The sequence below is a fragment of the Rahnella sp. JUb53 genome (genome assembly GCF_004346065.1).
Lineage (GTDB): Bacteria > Pseudomonadota > Gammaproteobacteria > Enterobacterales > Enterobacteriaceae > Rahnella > Rahnella variigena.
The window spans coordinates 82,751-103,930 of the sequence record NZ_SLYT01000007.1 but is presented as its reverse complement, the minus strand read 5'-3'; the positions used below and the strand labels follow the sequence as shown (position 1 = coordinate 103,930).

20 protein-coding genes are annotated in these 21,180 nt (G+C 52.5%); 17 read left to right on the top strand and 3 right to left on the bottom strand.

Translation table 11 applies throughout. The annotated features are described in order from the left end of the window. Window positions 1–5: 5 nt before the first annotated feature. The 16 genes from accC to EC840_RS16905 all read left to right on the top strand — a co-directional run bounded on the left by accC (window position 6) and on the right by EC840_RS16905 (window position 16,460). Window positions 6–1,355 (top strand): acetyl-CoA carboxylase biotin carboxylase subunit, encoded by a 1,350-nt coding sequence (gene accC, locus EC840_RS16980; RefSeq protein ID WP_112290409.1) that lies wholly within the window; start codon window positions 6–8, stop codon window positions 1,353–1,355. Window positions 1,356–1,511: 156 nt separating this feature from the next. After that, entirely contained in the window at window positions 1,512–3,434 is a 1,923-nt protein-coding gene (locus tag EC840_RS16975; protein ID WP_132966285.1) for a M60 family metallopeptidase, read from the top strand. Window positions 3,435–3,532: 98 nt separating this feature from the next. Next, complete coding sequence (locus tag EC840_RS16970; protein WP_112290408.1) at window positions 3,533–3,775, top strand: YhdT family protein; 243 nt, start codon at window positions 3,533–3,535, stop codon at window positions 3,773–3,775. Further along, the gene (panF, locus tag EC840_RS16965) at window positions 3,765–5,210 is read left to right on the top strand and encodes a sodium/pantothenate symporter (protein ID WP_132966283.1); all 1,446 of its coding nucleotides are present in this window, start codon (window positions 3,765–3,767) and stop codon (window positions 5,208–5,210) included. Before EC840_RS16970 ends, panF begins: the two co-directional genes overlap by 11 nt. Window positions 5,211–5,253: 43 nt before the next feature. Further along, window positions 5,254–6,138, top strand: coding sequence for a 50S ribosomal protein L11 methyltransferase (gene prmA / locus EC840_RS16960; RefSeq protein WP_112290405.1), 885 nt, complete (start codon window positions 5,254–5,256; stop codon window positions 6,136–6,138). 147 nt (window positions 6,139–6,285) lie between these two features. After that, the gene (locus EC840_RS16955) at window positions 6,286–7,023 is read left to right on the top strand and encodes a carbonic anhydrase family protein (protein ID WP_192878633.1); all 738 of its coding nucleotides are present in this window, start codon (window positions 6,286–6,288) and stop codon (window positions 7,021–7,023) included. A gap of 388 nt (window positions 7,024–7,411) precedes the next feature. Beyond that, window positions 7,412–8,377 (top strand): tRNA dihydrouridine synthase DusB, encoded by a 966-nt coding sequence (gene dusB, locus EC840_RS16950; protein ID WP_112290402.1) that lies wholly within the window; start codon window positions 7,412–7,414, stop codon window positions 8,375–8,377. Window positions 8,378–8,398: 21 nt separating this feature from the next. After that, window positions 8,399–8,695: a DNA-binding transcriptional regulator Fis gene (gene fis, locus EC840_RS16945; RefSeq protein ID WP_004097144.1), complete on the top strand. Its 297-nt coding sequence runs from the start codon at window positions 8,399–8,401 to the stop codon at window positions 8,693–8,695. A gap of 220 nt (window positions 8,696–8,915) precedes the next feature. Further along, on the top strand, window positions 8,916–9,344 hold the full coding sequence (locus EC840_RS16940; RefSeq protein ID WP_112290400.1) for a DoxX family protein: 429 nt from the start codon (window positions 8,916–8,918) through the stop codon (window positions 9,342–9,344). 420 nt (window positions 9,345–9,764) lie between these two features. Next, window positions 9,765–10,685 (top strand): kdo(2)-lipid IV(A) palmitoleoyltransferase, encoded by a 921-nt coding sequence (gene lpxP, locus EC840_RS16935; protein WP_129638064.1) that lies wholly within the window; start codon window positions 9,765–9,767, stop codon window positions 10,683–10,685. A gap of 84 nt (window positions 10,686–10,769) precedes the next feature. Beyond that, window positions 10,770–10,955 carry a hypothetical protein gene (locus tag EC840_RS16930; protein ID WP_113876792.1) on the top strand — a complete coding sequence of 62 codons (186 nt, stop codon included), beginning with the start codon at window positions 10,770–10,772 and terminating at the stop codon, window positions 10,953–10,955. A 144-nt stretch (window positions 10,956–11,099) separates the two neighbouring features. Then, complete coding sequence (locus EC840_RS16925) at window positions 11,100–11,786, top strand: CTP synthase (RefSeq protein ID WP_129638063.1); 687 nt, start codon at window positions 11,100–11,102, stop codon at window positions 11,784–11,786. 372 nt (window positions 11,787–12,158) lie between these two features. Further along, window positions 12,159–13,184, top strand: coding sequence for an amino acid ABC transporter substrate-binding protein (locus EC840_RS16920; protein WP_112290395.1), 1,026 nt, complete (start codon window positions 12,159–12,161; stop codon window positions 13,182–13,184). Window positions 13,185–13,392: 208 nt separating this feature from the next. Further along, entirely contained in the window at window positions 13,393–14,571 is a 1,179-nt protein-coding gene (locus EC840_RS16915) for an amino acid ABC transporter permease (protein WP_113876708.1), read from the top strand. Between the two features lie 15 nt (window positions 14,572–14,586). Further along, window positions 14,587–15,690, top strand: coding sequence for an amino acid ABC transporter permease (locus EC840_RS16910; RefSeq protein WP_132966420.1), 1,104 nt, complete (start codon window positions 14,587–14,589; stop codon window positions 15,688–15,690). 8 nt (window positions 15,691–15,698) lie between these two features. Further along, the gene (locus tag EC840_RS16905; RefSeq protein WP_120162185.1) at window positions 15,699–16,460 is read left to right on the top strand and encodes an amino acid ABC transporter ATP-binding protein; all 762 of its coding nucleotides are present in this window, start codon (window positions 15,699–15,701) and stop codon (window positions 16,458–16,460) included. 630 nt (window positions 16,461–17,090) lie between these two features. On the opposite strand, the gene EC840_RS16900 is transcribed toward EC840_RS16905, so the two are convergent. Next, window positions 17,091–17,780: an LrgB family protein gene (locus tag EC840_RS16900; RefSeq protein WP_113876706.1), complete on the bottom strand. Its 690-nt coding sequence runs from the start codon at window positions 17,778–17,780 to the stop codon at window positions 17,091–17,093. After that, window positions 17,773–18,195: a CidA/LrgA family protein gene (locus tag EC840_RS16895; protein WP_113876705.1), complete on the bottom strand. Its 423-nt coding sequence runs from the start codon at window positions 18,193–18,195 to the stop codon at window positions 17,773–17,775. The genes EC840_RS16900 and EC840_RS16895 overlap by 8 nt, the downstream gene beginning before the upstream one ends. Window positions 18,196–18,339: 144 nt before the next feature. Here EC840_RS16895 and EC840_RS16890 point away from each other — a divergent pair, with 144 nt between their 5' ends. Beyond that, window positions 18,340–19,218, top strand: coding sequence for a LysR family transcriptional regulator (locus EC840_RS16890; RefSeq protein WP_112291302.1), 879 nt, complete (start codon window positions 18,340–18,342; stop codon window positions 19,216–19,218). An 89-nt stretch (window positions 19,219–19,307) separates the two neighbouring features. Here EC840_RS16890 and EC840_RS16885 read toward each other — a convergent pair whose 3' ends face one another. After that, entirely contained in the window at window positions 19,308–20,957 is a 1,650-nt protein-coding gene (locus tag EC840_RS16885; protein WP_113876704.1) for a Na+/H+ antiporter, read from the bottom strand. Window positions 20,958–21,180: the final 223 nt, after the last annotated feature.

Sequence of the window (21,180 nt, the reverse complement as noted above, 5' to 3'; positions counted from 1 at the left end):
GTACCATGGTAGATAAAATTGTTATCGCGAACCGCGGCGAGATTGCCCTGCGTATTTTGCGTGCCTGTAAAGAAATGGGCATCAAAACCGTTGCTGTGCACTCCACTGCTGACCGTGACCTGAAACACGTGCTGCTGGCAGACGAAACCGTCTGTATCGGTCCTGCACCTTCAGTAAAAAGCTATCTGAACATCCCTGCCATTATCGCGGCGGCAGAAATCACTGGAGCGGTGGCTATTCACCCTGGCTATGGTTTCCTGTCCGAGAATGCTGATTTTGCAGAGCAGGTTGAGCGTTCTGGTTTTATCTTCATCGGCCCGAAAGCTGAAACTATCCGCCTGATGGGCGACAAAGTTTCTGCGATCCACGCGATGAAAGCGGCTGGCGTACCTTGCGTACCTGGCTCTGACGGCCCGCTGGGCGACGACATGGATCAAAACCGTGCCTTCGCTAAACGCATCGGCTATCCGGTCATCATCAAAGCTTCTGGCGGCGGCGGTGGTCGTGGTATGCGTGTTGTGCGCAGCGACAAAGACCTTGAGCAATCCATCAACATGACCCGTGCGGAAGCCAAAGCGGCTTTCAACAACGACATGGTTTACATGGAAAAATACCTGGAAAACCCACGTCACGTGGAAATTCAGGTACTGGCTGACGGTCAGGGCAATGCGGTTTATCTGGCTGAACGTGACTGCTCTATGCAGCGTCGTCACCAGAAAGTCGTGGAAGAAGCGCCAGCACCGGGCATCACTGAAGAACTGCGTCGTTTCATCGGCGAACGTTGTTCAAAAGCCTGTGTGGATATCGGCTACCGTGGCGCAGGTACTTTCGAGTTCCTGTATGAAAACGGTGAGTTCTTCTTCATCGAAATGAACACCCGTATCCAGGTTGAGCATCCGGTTACCGAGATGATCACTGGTGTGGATTTGATCAAAGAGCAGCTGCGCATTGCGTCCGGCCAGCCACTGTCGATCAAACAAAGCGAAGTGAAAGTCAAAGGCCATGCGGTGGAATGCCGTATTAACGCGGAAGACCCTAACACCTTCCTGCCAAGCCCGGGCAAAATCACTCGTTTCCACGCACCTGGCGGCTTCGGTGTTCGTTGGGAATCGCACATTTACGCAGGCTACACTGTGCCTCCGTACTACGATTCCATGATTGGTAAACTGATCACTTACGGCGAAACCCGTGAAGTGGCGATTGCCCGCATGAAAAATGCACTGGCAGAACTGATCATCGACGGCATCAAAACCAACATTGATCTGCAAATGCGCATTATGGACGACGAGAACTTCCAGCACGGTGGGACTAACATCCACTATCTGGAGAAAAAACTCGGTCTGCAGGAAAAATAATTCCTCGATAAAACCTCAACGAATCCGTTGAGGTTTTTTTATTTATATTGATATAAATAATATATTCATAAAATTTCGACTAATAAATCTATAGTTAAAACCGCCTTGTTAATCTGCTAATCTTCCGACCCCATCATTTAGAGCAAGGAAGAGTCAATGCATATTAAAAAATTATCCAAAAGGAATCTATTATTCACATCCGTAATATCATTACTTTCAGTTACGGCCTGCACGTCATCTTTTGCGGATATGGCAAGTCCATCACAAAACTGGTGGGATAATTATTCTGACAGCGAAGGATTCAGGGAAGCCTTATTTGAATTAGGCACCACCCCAGTTGAATTAAATGCAGATATAAAAAACACGATTGCCAGGGGGAATAATGTTAACGACCCCTTATTCTGGCTGAAAAGAAATCTCGATATATACCCTGCTGACAACGAAAATGCTTACAATATTCCCGTAACAGAAATTCATAGCCAGGGCAAAAACAGAACCGGTGCAAACGGGCGCAATGGTTATTTCCTGACCCGCGATTTCGCGACTGCTGGGCAAAACATCAAACTCATGGTCGGTGAGATGCCTCAGGGAGTGTCTTGCTCCATAGCAACCGGGGTGGGCTTTGCCAAAGAAAACCATATGTTGGATTCTCAAGGTCTGAAAAGTGCTTCAGTCAATACCTACACATTAAAGCAGGATGGAACAATATTATTAGCCTGCAACGATCAAGATATTACAATGCCTAATGTAGATAAGGCCGTTAATATTGAAATTCTGGAAGGCGGTGTCAATCAACCCTTCTTTATTTTCGGACAAAGTACACAGGCAGACTGGAAAACATTAAGCCAGAGCAATTCTAAATCGGGTCAGATATTTATGTTCTCGGGTCGTTCCAGAATGAATGTAAAGACCGCAATTGCTAAAAAATCGGCTGATACAAATATGGTTCATTCAATGAGCCAATATCTTGCGATGACAATTAAGGATGACTCGCTTAATGGCTTTGACGGTACTGATCCTTTAAACCAACCATCTCGCGGTTTAATCGTCGCCACATATAATGACTGTTGCTACGCTACCGGTGGTCAGGGCTTTACCGCAATAGGGTTCAACAGCAAGCTTGCCGACGATACTGACTGGGGCGACTGGCATGAATTTGGTCATCACAACCAACAGGGTTGGTCATGGTCGGCATTAAATGAAGTGACGGTGAATCTCTACTCTGTCGCAAACTGCACCCTTTTACGCGGAGAAGCACCTACCCCCTCGTGCCATTCTAATAGCAATATAAAAGCGTTAGACTGGAGCACTTACGCTGTCGGGAACTTTATTGCTTCCGGGGAACATTATAACTTTGATAATTCGGGGTCTGGCACCGAATTTAAAAGGGCGACTCTGTTTGCCCAATTGCTCTTCAGCTACCCGGAACTTTATCCGCAATTAGGTAAAGCGTTCCGCGAAGAATACAACTACGCTAAAAACCGCTCCAACCTCGATTCTTCTCAGGAGTTAAAAGATTGGTTTGTAGTGAATACCAGTAAGTATTCTAAGAACGATCTTCGTGAGTTTTATGACCACTGGGGACTCACCTATTCTTCGCAAGCCAGCGATGCGGTAAACGCAATGAAACTGCCGAAACCTTATCAACCCGCACAAACACAAGAGATAACACTTAACAGTGATTATTCCTCTTCTTATGCCACCACAACCATGGTTGATCCTGTTGCTAAAAATATTGGCTTCGTTCTGCCAACCTCAGCCCAGGGGCCAACATCATTAGTGTGGAGCAAATCAGGCGACACGCAGTTTTATGCAGATGTGACCGACAGCCAGCAGCGCGCATTTAGAGTAAAACTTCACGGCAAAAAATCCGTAGGACAATGTGCAAATTATACCCTCAACTCTGCTGCTAACTGTGTTTCCGGCTCAACAAGCTTCCTGCGTTTCGATTTCCGCAAAGAGGATAACACTCAGCTTCCGGCGGGCACTTACCATGGAACAACACATTTATCAGGCCGTGACTGGCATAAGCCAACATGGGCTTCTGAGATAAAGATCAACCTTAATATCGTCAAATAATCCTGCCTGCCAGGTGAATTCCTCGCCTGGCAAATAGTTACTGCGAAAAATGCCATAATCCGTAAAATCCCCCCTTATTTTCAATTTACGGTGAACCTATGGATCAACGTTTCTTACAAGCCAACCGCGAAGCCCGCTGGGCTTTTGGGCTGACGATTGCCTATCTGCTGGCATGGAGTTTTGCCGCTTATATTCCTGACGATAAACAGGGCATCACCGGCCTGCCGCACTGGTTTGAAATGGCCTGTCTGCTGGTACCGCTGATATTCGTTCTTTTAAGCTGGCTGATGGTTCGCGTGATTTATCGCGATATTCCGCTGGAGGATCATCATGCAGACTGAAGTCTTGTTGCCGCTGATTGCCTATCTGCTGCTGGTATTCGGGCTGTCTGTGTATGCCTACACGCGTCGCGAACAGGGCAACTTCCTCACCGAGTATTTCCTCGGTAACCGCTCGATGGGCGGCTTCGTACTGGCCATGACTCTTACCGCTACCTACATCAGCGCCAGTTCGTTTATCGGCGGTCCCGGTGCTGCATACAAGTTTGGCCTTGGTTGGGTGTTGCTGGCGATGATCCAGCTGCCTGCTGTCTGGCTTTCACTGGGCGTGCTGGGCAAAAAATTCGCCATTCTGGCGCGCCGCTATAACGCAGTTACCCTGAATGACATGCTGTTTGCGCGCTACCAGAGCCGCCTGCTGGTCTGGCTGGCAAGTCTGAGCCTGCTGGTGGCATTTCTGGGTGCGATGACCGTGCAGTTCATCGGTGGTGCGCGTCTGCTGGAAACCGCCGCCGGTATCCCTTACGACACCGGTCTGCTGATTTTCGGCATCAGTATCGCGCTGTATACCGCGTTTGGTGGCTTTCGTGCCAGCGTGCTCAATGATGCCATGCAGGGTCTGGTGATGCTTCTGGGCACCATTTTGCTGCTGGTAGCGGTGATCCATGCCGCCGGAGGGCTGCACAGTGCCGTTGATAAACTTCAGCAAATCGACCCGAAACTGGTTTCCGTTCATGGCGGAGATGACGTGCTGTCGCTGCCATTCATGGCCTCGTTCTGGATTTTAGTGTGCTTTGGCGTGATTGGCCTGCCGCACACTGCCGTGCGTTGTATCTCATACAAAGACAGCAAAGCCGTGCACCGCGGCATTGTGCTGGGCACGATTGTGGTCGCCGTACTGATGTTCGGTATGCATCTGGCTGGCGCACTCGGGCGTGCGGTTTTACCTGATCTTAAAATTCCCGATCAGGTGATCCCGACGCTGATGATCACCGTGCTGCCACCTTACGCCGCCGGGATTTTTCTGGCCGCACCGATGGCTGCCATTATGTCGACCATCAACGCACAGCTTTTACAGTCATCAGCGACTATCGTTAAAGACTTATACCTCGGCATTAAACCGGAGCAGTTAACCAACGAGCGTAAGCTGAAGCGGTTCTCGAGCTGGGCGACCTTTGTGCTGGGATTGCTGGTATTACTGGCCGCATGGCGTCCGCCGGAAATGATTATCTGGCTGAACCTGCTGGCGTTTGGCGGGCTGGAAGCGGTGTTCCTGTGGCCGCTGGTGCTCGGTTTGTACTGGGAGCGCGCCAATGCTGCCGGGGCGCTGAGCTCAATGATTGTTGGCGCAGTTTGTTATACCCTGCTTGCCAGTATCGACCTGCATATTGGTGGTCTGCATCCGATTGTGCCGTCGCTGTTGCTGAGCCTGCTGGCGTTTTATGTCGGCAATAAGTTTGGTAAACAGCCACGCGAAACCGTACTCAAGCCGTCCTGACCGGGCGGCACTGATTTTACAGATTGTTAAGAAGAGAATGGCTATGCCTTGGATCCAACTGAAAATTAATACCACCGGTAACGACGCGGAAACGCTGAGCGACGCGCTTATCGAAAGTGGCGCCGTGTCCGTGACTTTCCAGGATACCCACGATAATCCGGTGTTCGAACCCCTGCCTGGCGAAACCTTGCTGTGGGGCGATACCGACGCTATCGGCCTGTACGATGCGGAAACCGACATGGAAGAAGTGGTCGCCATGCTGGAAAACGAACCGCTGCTGGGCAAAGGTTTCGTGCACAAAATCGAACAACTGGAAGACAAAGACTGGGAACGCGAATGGATGGATAACTTCCACCCGATGCGTTTTGGCGAGCGTCTGTGGATTTGCCCAAGCTGGCGCGATGTGCCGGATCCGAATGCTGTCAACGTGATGCTCGATCCGGGCCTGGCATTTGGCACCGGCACCCATCCGACCACCGCGATGTGTCTGCAATGGCTCGACAGTCTGGATCTGACCGATAAAACGGTGATCGACTTCGGCTGCGGGTCGGGCATTCTGGCGATCGCTGCGCTGAAACTTGGCGCAAAACACGTCGTTGGGATCGACATCGATCCGCAGGCGATTCAGGCCAGCCGTGATAACGCCGAGCGTAACGGCGTTTCAGAGCGTCTGTCGTTGTACCTGCCGAAAGACCAGCCAGAGAACCTGTCAGCCGACGTGGTCGTCGCTAACATCCTTGCTGGCCCTCTGCGCGAACTGGCACCGCTTATCAGCGTGCTGCCGGTTGCAGGCGGTCATCTGGGGCTTTCCGGCGTTCTGGCCAGCCAGGCGCAAAGTGTGGCGGATGCGTACAAAGATAAATTTGAACTGGATGCGGTGGCCGAGAAAGAAGAATGGTGCCGCATTACAGGCGTTAAAAAAGCCTGATAGCCGTCACCCGCTCTTTCTTTTTGTGCATAAAGAGCGGGTTTCCCCCCAAAAACCTTTTCTGACCTTTTCTTATATTTATCCTGCCGCACCAAACCCTTAAACTTCGCATGGTTTTTATTACTCAACGAACGAAAGGGATATCTTTTGAAAGGAAAATTGCTGTTTATTGCACTCGCTGCATTTTCGGTGTCTGCGGCTGCGGCCGATGCGCCACACTGGTCCTATGACGGCGATGCCGCCCCGCAAAACTGGTCTAAACTCAGCCCGGATTTCCATCTGTGCGAACAGGGCAAAGCACAGTCGCCTATCGATATCAAAGAAGCGTTACCGGTGCATCCCCGCCCGCTTAAACTCAGCTACGAGTTACCGCCGGTGAGTGTCATTAATAACGGCCATAGCGTGCAGGTCAATGTTCAGCAGGGTGATTTTGCCACGCTGGACGGGGATAAATTCGTCCTTCAGCAGTTCCACTTCCACTCCCCGAGCGAAAACACTCTCAACGGTAAATCCTTCCCGATGGAAGCGCACTTTGTGCATATGGATGCTGAGGGTGAAGTTGCGGTGATTGCGGTGATGTTCGAGACCGGTAAGGCCAATCCGGAACTGGAAAAGATCTGGCAACAGATGCCAGAAAAAGCGGGCGAATCGGTCATGCTGAAAGAGAAAGTCAGTCTTGATGGACTGCTGCCTAAAGATCTCACCCATTACCGCTTCAGCGGATCGCTGACCACCCCGCCATGCACTGAAGGCGTTCGCTGGCTGGTCGTGAAACAGCCTCAGACGCTGTCTGAAGCGCAACTGGAAAAATTCCAGCATGTTATGCATCATGCAAATAACCGTCCTGTGCAGGGTCTGCATGGCCGCGTGGTGGTCGACGAATAATCTAGCCTGAACCCGGAGACGCAGACAGGGCTTCTGCGTCTCTTTCTGTTGCCTTTCTTAGTTTCTGAAAATCAGTCACTTTTTAACCAAAAGACGATCTGCGTCACGGAATTTTGTGGTGATTGCTGCTTAAAACGTCAAATCTGCCCTTAGATTCAACTGATATAACAGGATGTTTCAGAGAGATATTAGGAATTTGCATAAGCGCACAATTTGACCTACGTCACATAACTCAATGTAAAACCAAGACAAAAAATCTAATTGCGCTCAATTTCACCATTGGCAAGGTATTTTCTTAGCTAATTGCTCAAAGTTTGGCCTTTCATATCGCAACGAAAATGCGTAATATACGCGCCCTTGCGGACATCAGTATGGTCATTCCTAGTTCATGCGCATCGGACACCACCAGCTTACAAATTGCCTGATTGCGGCCCCGATGGCCGGTATCACTGACCGACCATTTCGTGCCTTATGTCATGCGATGGGGGCTGGAATGGCAGTATCTGAAATGCTCTCCTCCAATCCGGAGGTGTGGCGGACGGATAAGTCACGTTTGCGCATGGTACATAACGATGAACCGGGGATCCGCGCCGTGCAAATTGCCGGTTGTGACCCCGAAGATATGGCGGCTGCTGCACGAATTAACGTGGAAAGCGGTGCGCAAATCATTGATATCAATATGGGCTGCCCGGCCAAGAAAGTGAACCGCAAACTGGCAGGTTCTGCATTATTGCAGTATCCGGATTTGGTCAAACAAATCCTCACTACCGTAGTGAATGCGGTAGATGTGCCAGTCACGTTGAAAATTCGTACTGGTTGGGCACCGGAACACCGTAACTGTGTACAAATTGCCCAATTGGCTGAAGACTGTGGAATTCAGGCCCTGACTATTCATGGCCGAACCCGTGCCTGTCTCTTCAATGGAGAAGCAGAGTACGACAGTATTCGGACAGTTAAGCAGAGTGTTTCCATTCCGATTATCGCGAATGGCGACATAACTGACCCGCATAAAGCCAGAGCGGTGCTCGACTACACCGGAGCTGATGCTCTGATGATAGGACGTGCCGCTCAGGGGAGACCCTGGATCTTCCGGGAAATCCAGCATTATCTGGACACAGGGGAGCTGTTACCTCCACCGCCTATGGGTGAGGTTCAGCGCTTGTTACTAGGGCACGTACGGGAATTGCACGACTTTTACGGTCAAGGCAAGGGATTTCGTATCGCTCGTAAGCATGTTTCCTGGTATCTCCAGGAGCATGCCCCAAATGACCAGTTTCGGCGCTCCTTCAACGCCATAGAGGATGCCAGCGAACAGCTGGAGGCGTTGGAAGCATATTTCGAAAATCTTGCGTAACAAAAAAGAGCTGACAGAACTATGTTCGAACAACGCGTGAATTCTGACGTACTGACCGTTTCTACCGTTAATTCTCAGGATCAGGTAACCCAAAAACCCCTGCGTGACTCGGTAAAACAAGCACTTAAGGGCTATTTTGCTCAATTGAATGGTCAGGACGTGAATGACCTGTATGAGTTGGTATTGGCTGAAGTTGAACAGCCACTGTTAGACATGGTGATGCAGTATACCCGTGGCAACCAGACTCGTGCGGCCCTGATGATGGGTATCAACCGCGGTACGCTGCGTAAGAAATTGAAAAAATACGGCATGAACTGATACTAATCAGTCGATGTCTTAAAAAGGCGCTTTTCCGCAAGGGGAGCGCCTTTTTGTTTTCTGTTTTTTATATTTACCGATTCTTTAGCAGCAAACCTTTAGCCCAAAATTTGCGCAAAACCTAACCCAGATCAACCCAAATGAGAATAATTCTCCCCTGCATTTCGCGATAAAGCACTACCTTATACAGACAATAAAAACGTCTCCGGGAGTCACACTGATGAAGCCACTTTATCTACGTTTTACCGCGGCAATGAATAAACCTGATCTGGCTATTTTACTGCTGCGTATCACTTACGGTCTGCTGATTTTTCATGGCTGGCATAAGCTGCATGACGGACTGGGCGGTATACAGGGGATGCTGGCAGGTTATGGTATTCCGGCGTTTGTCGCCTACGGCGTAATTATCGGTGAGGTCATCGCCCCGATCATGATGATATTGGGGATCTTCACCCGTCTCGCCGCTCTGTCTGCTGCAGCGACGATGGTCGTGGCCTGGCTGATGGTCGGTATCCACCATACGTTTGCATTGTCACCGGTGGGTGCCTGGGCCATTGAAGACATCGTGTATTACTTCATGGCAGCCATCGTGATCGCGCTGTACGGTAGCGGGCGTTATTCCATTATGAGCAACCCGCTCTACCGCTGATATTCCCTTTCAGCATGCTTCTAGGAAGGAGCATGCTGAAATATCATGCACACGAGGCTGCAGTTTCCAAAAGCTAATCCCTTCTTTCCGTAGTGTTTTCATTTTATGGTCTGAGCCCACTCGTAAAAAATCAGTAAAGAGTCCGTTTATCGGACAATTTCCCCCTCCGGTTAGATCAAGCAGCATGTTATACTCTGTGCAAGAGTCGTATTCGCTCGCTCAACGCCTACGGACAGCCCTTCAGCTTCGCGATCCCGCCTTTTAAAAGTGTCTTCTTAGAGTAAAAATTGCGTCAACTTGTGTCTTTTCAAAAACGTTTGCCGGCACATGCTGTCCCACTCTATGTCAGACAATCCGTATCGCGAATGAGCCAACTCCTTACGCGTTACCCCGGTTTTTTATGCAGATGATTAGGCTTTTATGACTTCTCCTCGCTTTCGTGCTTCATTTTTACATCCACGTTACTGGCTGACCTGGTTTGGCCTGGGTGTACTGTTCCTGCTGGTTCAGCTGCCTTATCCGGTGTTAAACCGTCTGGGTATCTGGCTTGGCCGAACGTCGATGCGTTTCCTGAAACGCCGCGTGTCAATAACGCGCCGTAATCTGCAATTGTGCTTCCCGGATCTGCCTTCTGATCAGGTTGAAGCCCGCATTGTCAGCAATTTTGAATCCCTCGGTATGGGCTTACTGGAAACCGGCATGGCCTGGTTCTGGTCGGATGCCCGTGTGAAACGCTGGTTTGATGTCAGCGGCCTGCACAACCTGAAAAAGGCGCAGGAAAACAAAAAAGGCGTACTGGTGATAGGCGTGCATTTCATGTCGCTGGAACTGGGTGGCCGTGCGATGGGCTTATGTCAGCCGATGATGGCGATGTACCGTCCGCACAACAATAAAGCGATGGAATTTGTGCAAACCTGGGGCCGTATGCGGTCTAACAAGGCAATGCTCGATCGCAAAGATTTACGCGGTATGGTTCACGCTCTGAAAAAAGGCGAAGCGGTCTGGTTTGCGCCGGATCAGGACTACGGCCCGCGCGGCAGCGTCTTTGCCCCCCTGTTTGCCGTCGATCAGGCTGCCACCACCAGCGGCACCTTCATGCTGGCGCGTCTGGCGAAACCGGCGCTGGTCACCGTAGTACTGGTGCGCAAAGCCTTAGGTAAAGGCTATGAGCTGGTGATCCAACCTGAGTTGCAGGATTACCCGATCGATGACGAAATGGCGGCTGCGGCTTACATGAATCGCGTTATCGAGAAAGAGATTATGCGTGCGCCCGATCAGTATCTCTGGTTGCACCGCCGCTTTAAAACCCGTCCGGCAGGAACGCCTTCTCTTTATAGCTAAGTGCCAGACGTGATAAAACAGAAGCCCGATGCAATGCGTCGGGCTTTTTCATTGAACAGCATCCATAAGAGATTTGTAATTTTCATGGCTAAAAAACCTGACGCGACACCTTCCATCTTTGACCATCTCAAAGAGGAAGACAGCTTTGACCTCTGGGGACGCTCCGGCCTCAGCACTGCACTGAACAAAGCCAAACCTAAAGCGCCGGATAACGAGCAGATTGCCGCCGCACGTAAGCTTATCAAAGGCAATACCGACAAGAGCGAATGATGTGAAAACATCGCCTGACAGAAACCCACTCTATGTGGGTTTTTTATGGCTTTTATCTGCACAAACAGGCTGATGAAAATAATTCTCACGACAGATTAATCGCTTTTCTGTAACCTCTCTTTTTACCTGCCCTGGAGAGAAGTGATGAAAACCTCTGTTCGTCTGGCGCTGGTCGGAGACTACCACTCCGCGATCACGGCCCACCAAGCTATCCCCCTTGCTATCGACCTTGCAGCACAACACTTCAGCACTGAAATTCACGCCGACTGGCTCGCAACCGACACCATTACCCCTGAGATTTTACAAAACTACGACGCTTTCTGGTGTGTCCCCGGCAGCCCGTATCACTCCACCGAAGGTGCCCTGAGCGCTATCCGTTTTGCCCGCGAAAACCACAAGCCTTTCCTCGGAACCTGCGGCGGTTTTCAGCATGCGATCATCGAATACGCCCGTAACGTGATGGCCTGGCAGGATGCAGGACATGGCGAAACCGATACCGAAGGCCGGCTGGTGATCAGCGCCCTGTCGTGCGAAATGGTGGAAGTTAAAAACACCCTCACCTTTATCCCAGACAGCCTGCCAGCACGCGCCTATGGCAGGCTGGAAGTCGAAGAGGGTTATCACTGCCGTTACGGCATCAATACCGAATTTCAGGCGGCGCTTGAGGCACAGCCGTTGCGGATGGTGGGTCATGATGCCACCGGCGAAGTTCGCGCCATCGAATTGCCCGGACATCCGTTTTTTGTCGCGACCTTATTTCAGCCGGAACGCGCCGCACTAAAAGGTCAGCTTCCGCCGCTGGTGGCTGCACTGATAAAGTCCGCTCTCTGAGTCTGCCTGTTTCTGAATATCTCTCAGGCTATCCTGTCTGAGAGATTTACTCATCGTTTTGCCTCATTTTTTTACCCAATATGACACCGTATTTCACTTCCCTTCAAAGACCGCGATCTGCACTCCAATATTGAAATAATCCGCTCCCTTTTAAAGCAGCCACATTGACCGCGCACCGAAACAGGGCAATAAATTTTATACACCTCATCAATGTTACTGAGCAATTCCTCTACGCGACTTGATTGATGGGGTGTTTTCGATGTTGGCACTCCCTTTGCAAAGACAGGTGCAGAGGGCGTTGCCCCATAAACAGACAGGGTGCTCCGGCACTCACACAATAATAATTTTCAATTTTGTCTCACAGGACGCTTAATGAAAAAAATATTGCTCTCAACGCTGATTGCCGCAGCAAGCTTCGTGACACTGGCTGGTCAGGCTCACGCAGGTACCACTCTGGATGCAGTTAAAAAGAAAGGATTTGTTCAATGCGGTATCAGCGATGGCCTGCCAGGCTTCTCTTACGCTGACTCCAAAGGCAAATTCACCGGTATCGACGTTGACCTCTGCCGCGCAGTAGCTGCTGCCGTATTTGGTGACGCTGAGAAAGTGAAATACACCCCGCTGACCGCAAAAGAGCGTTTCACCGCGCTGCAGTCTGGCGAAGTGGACATCCTGTCACGTAATACCACCTGGACCTCTTCCCGCGATGCGGGCATGGGCATGATTTTCGCCGGCGTAAACTATTACGACGGTATCGGCTTCCTGACTCACCAGAAAGCCGGCCTGAAAAGCGCCAAAGAACTTGATGGCGCCACCGTCTGTCTGCAGGCCGGTACGGATACCGAGCTGAACGTAGCTGACTACTTCAAAGCCAACAAAATGACTTACACCCCGGTCACCTTCGACCGTTCAGACGAAAGCGCCAAAGCGCTGGACTCAGGCCGTTGTGACACTCTGGCCTCTGACCAGTCTCAGCTGTACGCACTGCGTATCAAACTGGGCAAGCCGGATGACTTCATCGTTCTGCCAGAAGTCATTTCTAAAGAACCTCTGGGTCCGGTCGTTCGCCGTGGTGACGAAGACTGGCTGGCTATCGTGCGCTGGTCACTGTTCGCGATGCTGAACGCCGAAGAAATGGGCGTGACGTCTGCCAACGTCGATCAACTGGCGGCAAACCCGACCACGCCTGACATGAGCAACCTGCTGGGCAAAACCGGCACTTACGGCGCGGATCTGAAAGTGCCTAATGACTGGGTGGTTAAAATCGTTAAACAGGTCGGCAACTACGGCGAAAGCTTTGAGCGTAACGTCGGTCAGGGCAGCGAGCTGAAAATCAAGCGTGGTCAGAACGCATTGTGGAATAAAGGCGGGATCCAATACGCACCACCTGTCCGCTAATTTTATCCTTCGTACCTGACGTTGCACCGGCGTTGGCGGCACTCGGTCACCCGAATCACTGACCCGTGTCAGCTCATCGGGATTTCCTCCCTTGCTGCAACGCCAGTTACTTTGGATAAACAAAAGTTCAGTCTGAGAAAGGAAGCTGATGCACCGGTCGTTCCCCGGCGCATCACTTCCACTGTTTTACCTGCAGGTCGAGGTTAAAATGTCGCAACGCCCAACCGGAAAAGTCTCGTTCTCGCTGACCAACCCAGCGGTACGGGCCTGGATTTACCAAATTTTCGCGGTGGTGTTGCTGGTAGCCTGTCTGGGTTACCTGCTCCACAACACCATTACCAATCTGACTACACGAGGGATCACCTCGGGATTTGCGTTTCTTGAAAAGGGTGCCGGTTTCGGCATTGTTCAGCATCTTATCGACTACCAGGAAGGCGACACCTACGCCCGCGTATTTGTTATCGGTCTGCTGAATACGCTGCTGGTTTCCGCGCTGTGTATCGTTTTTGCTTCCATCCTCGGGTTCATTATCGGCTTAGGACGCCTTTCCGATAACTGGCTGATCCGTAAAGTCTCGACCGTCTATATCGAGACGTTCCGTAACATTCCACCGCTGCTGCAAATCTTCTTCTGGTACTTCGCCGTACTGCGCAACCTGCCGGGCCCGCGTCAGAGCCTGAATGCGTTCGACCTGGCTTTCGTCAGTAACCGCGGCCTGTATTTGCCGTCGCCGGAACTGGCGCCGGGCAGTCTGGCGGGATTTATCGCCCTGGTGCTGGCGATTTTTGGCATCGTCGCGCTGCAACGCTACAACCACTTCCGCCAGATCCATACCGGACGCGTCTGGCATATCTGGCCATGGGCGATTGTGATGCTGGTTGTGTTTCCGGCGCTGGCGCACCTGATTTTCGGGCCTGCGCTGCACTGGGATGTGCCTGCGCTGCGCGGTTTTAACTTCCGCGGCGGCATGGTTTTGATCCCGGAACTGGCGGCGTTAACGCTGGCGTTATCGGTGTATACCTCGACGTTTATCGCCGAAGTGATCCGCTCCGGTATTCAGTCTGTTTCGCACGGCCAGCACGAAGCCGCCCGTTCGCTCGGTCTGCCGAATCCGGTCACGCTGCGACAAGTGATTTTGCCGCAGGCGATGCGGGTGATCATCCCCCCGCTGACCAGCCAGTATCTGAACATCGTGAAAAACTCCTCTCTGGCCGCCGCTATCGGTTATCCGGATATGGTGTCGCTGTTCGCCGGTACAGTGCTCAACCAGACCGGTCAGGCGATTGAAACCATTGCTATCACCATGTCGGTTTACCTGATCATCAGTCTGGTGATTTCGTTCCTGATGAATATTTACAACCGGCGTATCGCGCTGGTCGAGCGTTAAGGGAAACCCATGACGATGACAACACTTCCTCCCGGAGTCAGAGCCGTGAAACCCGGAACGCCGCTCGGTACCGCCGTGCTCTGGGCGCGTAAAAACCTGTTCTCCAGTTGGTTCAACAGTTTGCTGACACTGTTTTGTTTATGGCTGATGTGGCTGCTTATCCCTCCGCTTCTGAACTGGGTGATTTTCCAGGCTAACTGGGTCGGCACGGCGCGCACTGACTGCACCAAAGCCGGTGCCTGCTGGGTGTTTATCCACGCACGTTTCGGCCAGTTTATGTATGGGTTATATCCGTTTGATCAGCGCTGGCGCATCAACGTCACGCTGATTGTCGGCCTGCTGACCCTTGCGCCGATTTTTTTCAAAGCCACGCCACACCGCGGACGTTATATCGCCTGCTGGATGGTGCTGTTCCCGATTTTCACCTGGTTCATGTTGTATGGCGGATTCTTTGGTCTGAGCCGCGTCGAGACCCGCCAGTGGGGCGGCCTGACGCTGACGCTGATTATCGCCGCTGTCGGTATTGCCGGGGCATTACCGCTGGGCATTATGCTCGCGCTGGCACGTCGTTCACGTCTGCCCATCGTGCGTATTCTGTCGGTCGTTTTCATTGAGTTCTGGCGTGGTGTGCCGCTGATCACCGTGCTGTTTATGTCCTCGGTGATGCTGCCGCTGTTTATGACCGAAGGAACGAGCATCGACAAACTGGTGCGCGCGCTGGTGGGTGTGGTGCTGTTCCAGTCGGCGTACGTCGCGGAAGTGGTGCGCGGCGGGCTACAGGCGCTGCCGAAAGGCCAGACTGAAGCCGCCGAATCACTGGCGCTGGGTTACTGGAAAACGCAGGGATTAGTCATTCTGCCGCAGGCGCTGAAAATGGTGATACCGGGTCTGGTGAACACCATCATCGCGCTGTTTAAAGATACCAGTCTGGTGATCATCATCGGCCTGTTTGACCTGTTCAGCAGCGTACAGCAAGCCACCGTCGATCCGGAATGGCTGGGTATGTCGACCGAAGGCTACGTCTTCGCCGCCGCCGTTTACTGGATTTTCTGTTTTAGCATGTCGCGTTATAGCCAGCATCTGGAAAGACGCTTTCACACCGGACGTTCCGCACACTGAGGTAAACCATGAGCGACCATCAAGTCACTGAAAACCAAAATATGATGATCACGCTGGAAAACGTGAATAAGTGGTACGGACAATTCCACGTATTGAAAGACATTAATCTGAGCGTCAAACCGCGCGAACGTATCGTCCTTTGCGGCCCTTCCGGTTCAGGGAAATCAACGACCATTCGTTGCATTAACCATCTGGAAGAGCACCAGCAAGGGCGCATCGTGGTGGACGGCACTGAACTGAATGATGATCTGCGCAATATCGAACGCGTACGTACCGAAGTCGGCATGGTGTTCCAGCACTTCAATTTGTTCCCACATCTGACCGTGTTGCAAAACTGCACTCTGGCACCGTGCTGGGTACGCAAGATGCCGAAGAAAGAAGCCGAAGAACTGGCGATGCATTATCTGAAACGTGTGCGTATCGCCGAACATGCCAATAAATTTCCCGGCCAGCTTTCCGGCGGCCAGCAACAGCGTGTGGCGATCGCCCGTTCGCTGTGCATGAAGCCAAAAATCATGCTGTTTGATGAACCGACATCGGCGCTCGATCCGGAAATGGTGAAAGAGGTGCTGGATACCATGATCACGCTGGCGGAAGAAGGCATGACCATGTTGTGCGTGACGCACGAAATGGGATTTGCGCGAACCGTCGCCGACCGGGTGATCTTTATGGATCGCGGGGAGATCGTTGAGCAGGCGCCACCGCTGGAGTTCTTTGCGAATCCGAAGTCGGCGAGGACAAGGGAGTTCCTGTCCCAGGTGATTCATTAAACACCGGGCGGTGTTTAAGCGCGCCGTTTAAGAGCAGAAGTGTGAAAATTTCGGTTTCTCAATAGCGATGATCACTTATCGCGCTGCGCCGAAACCGCCCAAAAGGGGCCAGGACGGGCCCCTCTTGGATCTCCCGCGTCTTTTTACGGCGCTATCGCTCGCTGGCCATGTTTCAGCCACCACAGTGACAGGCTGGAAATCTTGCCGCTGCGAGGTTCCTTCATTTCGGGATTGCAGCCTCAGGTCTGCAACCTCTCATTCAGCAAGCTTTCTGAAACGCCCGCACGATCTTAAATTCAAAACCAATAGGTTTTTCATATTAAAATCCGTGAGGTTGTGAAGTTAACGTTGAGGCCGGTTCCAAAATACCGCCGGAGGAGAGGTGGAAAACCGCGCGTCTTTTTGCGCGGGTTGTAACCCGAACGTAGGGCACCGCGCAGCGGCGGGATTTTGCGGCTATCGCTGCGGCACCTGAAACATAGCCAGCGAGCGGAGCACGCAGTTAAAAAAAAGCGCGGAGTCCAGAGGCCCGCGCGTTACCGGGTCTCTGGTCGGTGTGGGCCGACGCCCACGACCTTGAATTTGAATTTGAATTTGAATTTAAAGTTTCAGATCTTTTTCAAAAGATCATCACCACATCACTCCCCCGATCACCGGCGCAATCACCACGGTGACAACTCCCGCCAGCATCATTACCAGACTCGATACCACGCCTTCTTCCGCGCCCAGCTCATAGGCTCTCGCCGTACCCGCACCGTGCGACGCCGCACCAAACCCGGCGCCTTTTGCCAGTCCGCTTTTCACTGCCAGACGCAGAAACAGCATATCGCCGACCGCCATGCCGAATACGCCGGTGATCACCACAAACAACGCGACCAGATCCGGCTGACCGCCCATTTGCTTCGCCGCTGCCAGCGCGAACGGTGTGGTGATGGAACGCACCGCCAGACTGCGCTGAATCTCTTCAGGCAAGGTCAGCATCCGCGCCAGCCAGACGGAGCTGCTGACCGCCACCACAATCGCGGTCAGCACGCCCGCACTCAGCGACATCCAGTGACGGCGGATCACCGCCATATTCTCGTAAACAGGCACCGCAAACGCGATGGTTGAAGGCCCAAGCAGCCATAACAACCAGTGCGTTTCGCCGATGTAATCCTGATACGAGGTGTGCGTCACCACCAGCAAGACAACCAGCACAATCGGCGTGAATACCAGCGGCATCAGCAGCAACGTGCGTTTCTGGCGGTAAAGTTTCTTGTTGGCGTAATACAGCCCGAGCGTGATGACAAAACACAGAATGCTGATAAGAAGATCAGTCACGGCTCGCCTTCCTTGCCGCCAGACGTTGTTCCAGACGATAAACTTTATCAACCACCACCGCCGTCGCACCGAGGGTCAGTACGGTACTGACACCAATCACCAGAAAAATTTTCCAGCCCTCGATCATCAGCAACTGGGCGTAATTCACCACCGCCACCACGGCAGGCACGAAGAACAACAACATTTCCGCCAGCAGCCAGCGGGAACCGGCTTTCACCCATTTCACCGGCAAAATGCGGAACATAATCAGCAGTAAAAGCATCAGCATGCCGACAATATTGGCAGGTAACGGCAGATGTAATGCGGTGACCAGACGATCGGCGATAACGAATAACACCGCGTACAGCACCACCTGAACGGGGATCTGACAGCGGGTCAGCAGGGACGGCGCTTTCGTGCGCAACGCCAGCAACATGGGGACGACCTCGAAAGAGGGAAAAGAGTGAAAATGAAGTATACGCTGGCAGGAAACCGGTAAAGAAATGAATTAAAATCATAAAAATGATTCCAGTTTGGAATACTTTGTTACTCGCCGATCTGACCGGGGAAACATCAGCCCATGGACGTCCGTACCTTACGCTATTTTGTCGAAGTGGTTCGCCAGCAGAGCTTTACCCGCGCGGCGGAAAAGCTGTTCGTCACGCAACCGACGATCAGCAAAATGCTGCGTCATCTGGAAGAAGAACTGGAATGCACGCTGATTGTTCGTGAAGGACGGCGTTTGCGGCTGACTGACAGCGGTCAGGCGCTGTATCAGCGCGGGCTGAATATCCTTGAAGAATTCCGCCAGCTGGAAGCCGAACTCGAAGATATCAACTCACTTAAATCCGGTCACCTGCGGCTGGGCATTCCGCCGATGGTGGGCACACAAATCGCGCCGCTTATTAGCAGTTTCCGCCAGCAATATCCGGGTATCGAACTGATTATTTCCGAATTTGGCGGACTGACCGTGCAACAGGCGGTGATCTCCGGCGAGCTGGATCTGGCGCTCACCGCCCTGCCCGCCGACGCTGTGCCTTCCATCGCCTCGTTGCTGCTGTTCAGTCATCCGCTGTGCGTGGTGGTACCGCGCACGCCGCACTGGCTGAACCGCACGCGCATCGGGTTCAGTGATCTGGCGGATGAAAGTATTCTGATTTATAACGAAGATTTTGCACTGTATCGCCAGCTGATGGATGCGTTTTCCGCTCACGGTTTTACGCCCAAAATTGCCGCACGCAGCGGTCAGTGGGATTTCTTAGCCGCGATGGTGCAAACCGGCATGGGCGTGGCGATTTTGCCGGAACCTGTCTGTCAGCGGCTGGATAAAAACGCGCTGATGTGGCTGCCGCTGGATCCGCTGATGCCGTGGCAACTGGGGCTTATCTGGCATCAGGGCAGTTATCTTTCACACAGCGCCCAGGCGTGGATCACGCTGTGCAGAGATTACTGGAAATAGCGGGAAGCAACGGGAAGTGACGGGAAATAGCAGGCAATAAAAAACCGCGTGAACTTTGCAGCGCACGCGGTTTTTATTTCTGACAGAAGTTAAACTTCTTTTTCTACAAGAAGCGCTTCAAGTAAATCGAGATCATGCAGCAGTTTTTGCAGCGTCTCATTACTGATTTTCTGCGTGGCGCGCAGGTGATACAGCTCACCACGTTCAGCGCGCAGCGCGGTCAGACGGAAGCGGCGCTCGAGGTTTTCCAGCTTCAGCGCGGTTTCCATATCATCGCGGTTGGCCGTGCGTCGTCGCAGAGTCCCGATAACCCGCGAGCTGATTTCCTTCAGCGTCTGCTCGTCGATGTTTTCTTCAGTATCCGCCGCCAGACGTTCCTCCATCTTATGCAGGCTTTCTATCGCCACTTCCGCCGCGATAGATTTCGCCATGCGTTCTTCTTCGCGATACGCGGTGCCATCCGCCACCACCACGCCTTTGAGCAGGAACGGCAAGGCAATCACGCCCGCAATCAGCGAGAACAGAATGACGCCGGTCGCCAGGAACACCAGCTGATAGCGCGACGGGAAGGCCGAACCATCGGCGAGGAACAGCGGAATTGACAGCACACCCGCCAGCGTAATCGCCCCGCGCACACCGGCGAAGGATGCCACCCACAGCTCACGCGTACTGTAGCTGCCAAACAGCAGCGGTTTCTTTTTCAGGAAACGGTTGCTGAAATTTTTCATCACCCACAGCCAGACAAAACGCAGGATCAGCAGCGCAAAGTAGATAATCCCGACGTCTGCGAACAGATGCCACGTCACGATAGACGGATCGTGTGTCGCCTGATCAATTGAGTTCTCAAGGATGCCCGGCAATTGCAGGCCCAGCATAATGAACACCATGCCGTTGAACACAAATTCCAGCATCGCCCAGACGCTGTTGGCACGCAGACGCATCGCCAGCGGTGCGTTACGGATAATGCCCGACTGGCTGATGGTCATACCGGCGGCCACTGCGGCCAGAATGCCCGATACGCCAATGTGTTCGGCAATCAGATACGACGCAAACGGCAGCAGCAACAGGAAGACGATTTGCGTTGCCGGATCATCACCGCTCCAGCGGCTCATGATACGCAGCGATTTACTGTACAACCACGTCACCGCCACACCGGCCATCAGGCCACCGATCGCCACTTTAAGGAACTCAACGCTGGCACCGCCGACGGTAAAGATCATCGTGCCCATCGCCACAGCGATAGCGAATTTCAGCGACACCAGACCGGACGCGTCATTCATCAGCGCTTCACCTTCCAGCACGCTCATGATCGACTTCGGAATACGGCCCTTGCCGACAATCCCGCCTAATGCCACGGCATCGGTGGGTGAAAGCACCGCAGCCAGCGCGAACGCAGCCACCAGCGGAATATCCGGCACCATCATATAAATCAGATAGCCGATACCGACGACGGTGAGTAATACCAGCACCAGCGCCAGCCCAAGAATTTCGCGACCGTGGTGGAGGAATTCACGGGTCGGGGTTTTCCAGCCATCGGCGAACAGCAATGGCGGGATGAACAGAACGAGAAACAGTTCCGGATCGAAGTCCACGTGCAGGCCAAAATTGGGCCATGCCAGCAAAGCACCGACGGCAATCTGCATCAATGGAAGAGGAACCTGAAACGGCAACATTCTGGTGACGACACCGGATAGCGACACCACCAGAATCAAAATCAGAATGGTAAAGAATATTTCCATGCTTTCCTTAGACTCTTGTTTTTATGATTTCAATCAGACAGGGTCTGACACGTACAGGGGGAATAGTAGATCAAAAAAAGCGTACTTTTAAATCAGAGCGTGCTTAAAGCCGCTTTTAAACCCAAGTCAAGGTACCCAGACTGGCCTTAAGGTCAACACCGTGGGTTGCCACCCACACTGGCTTCAAGGTCAACATCGTGGGTTGCCACCCACACTGGCTTCA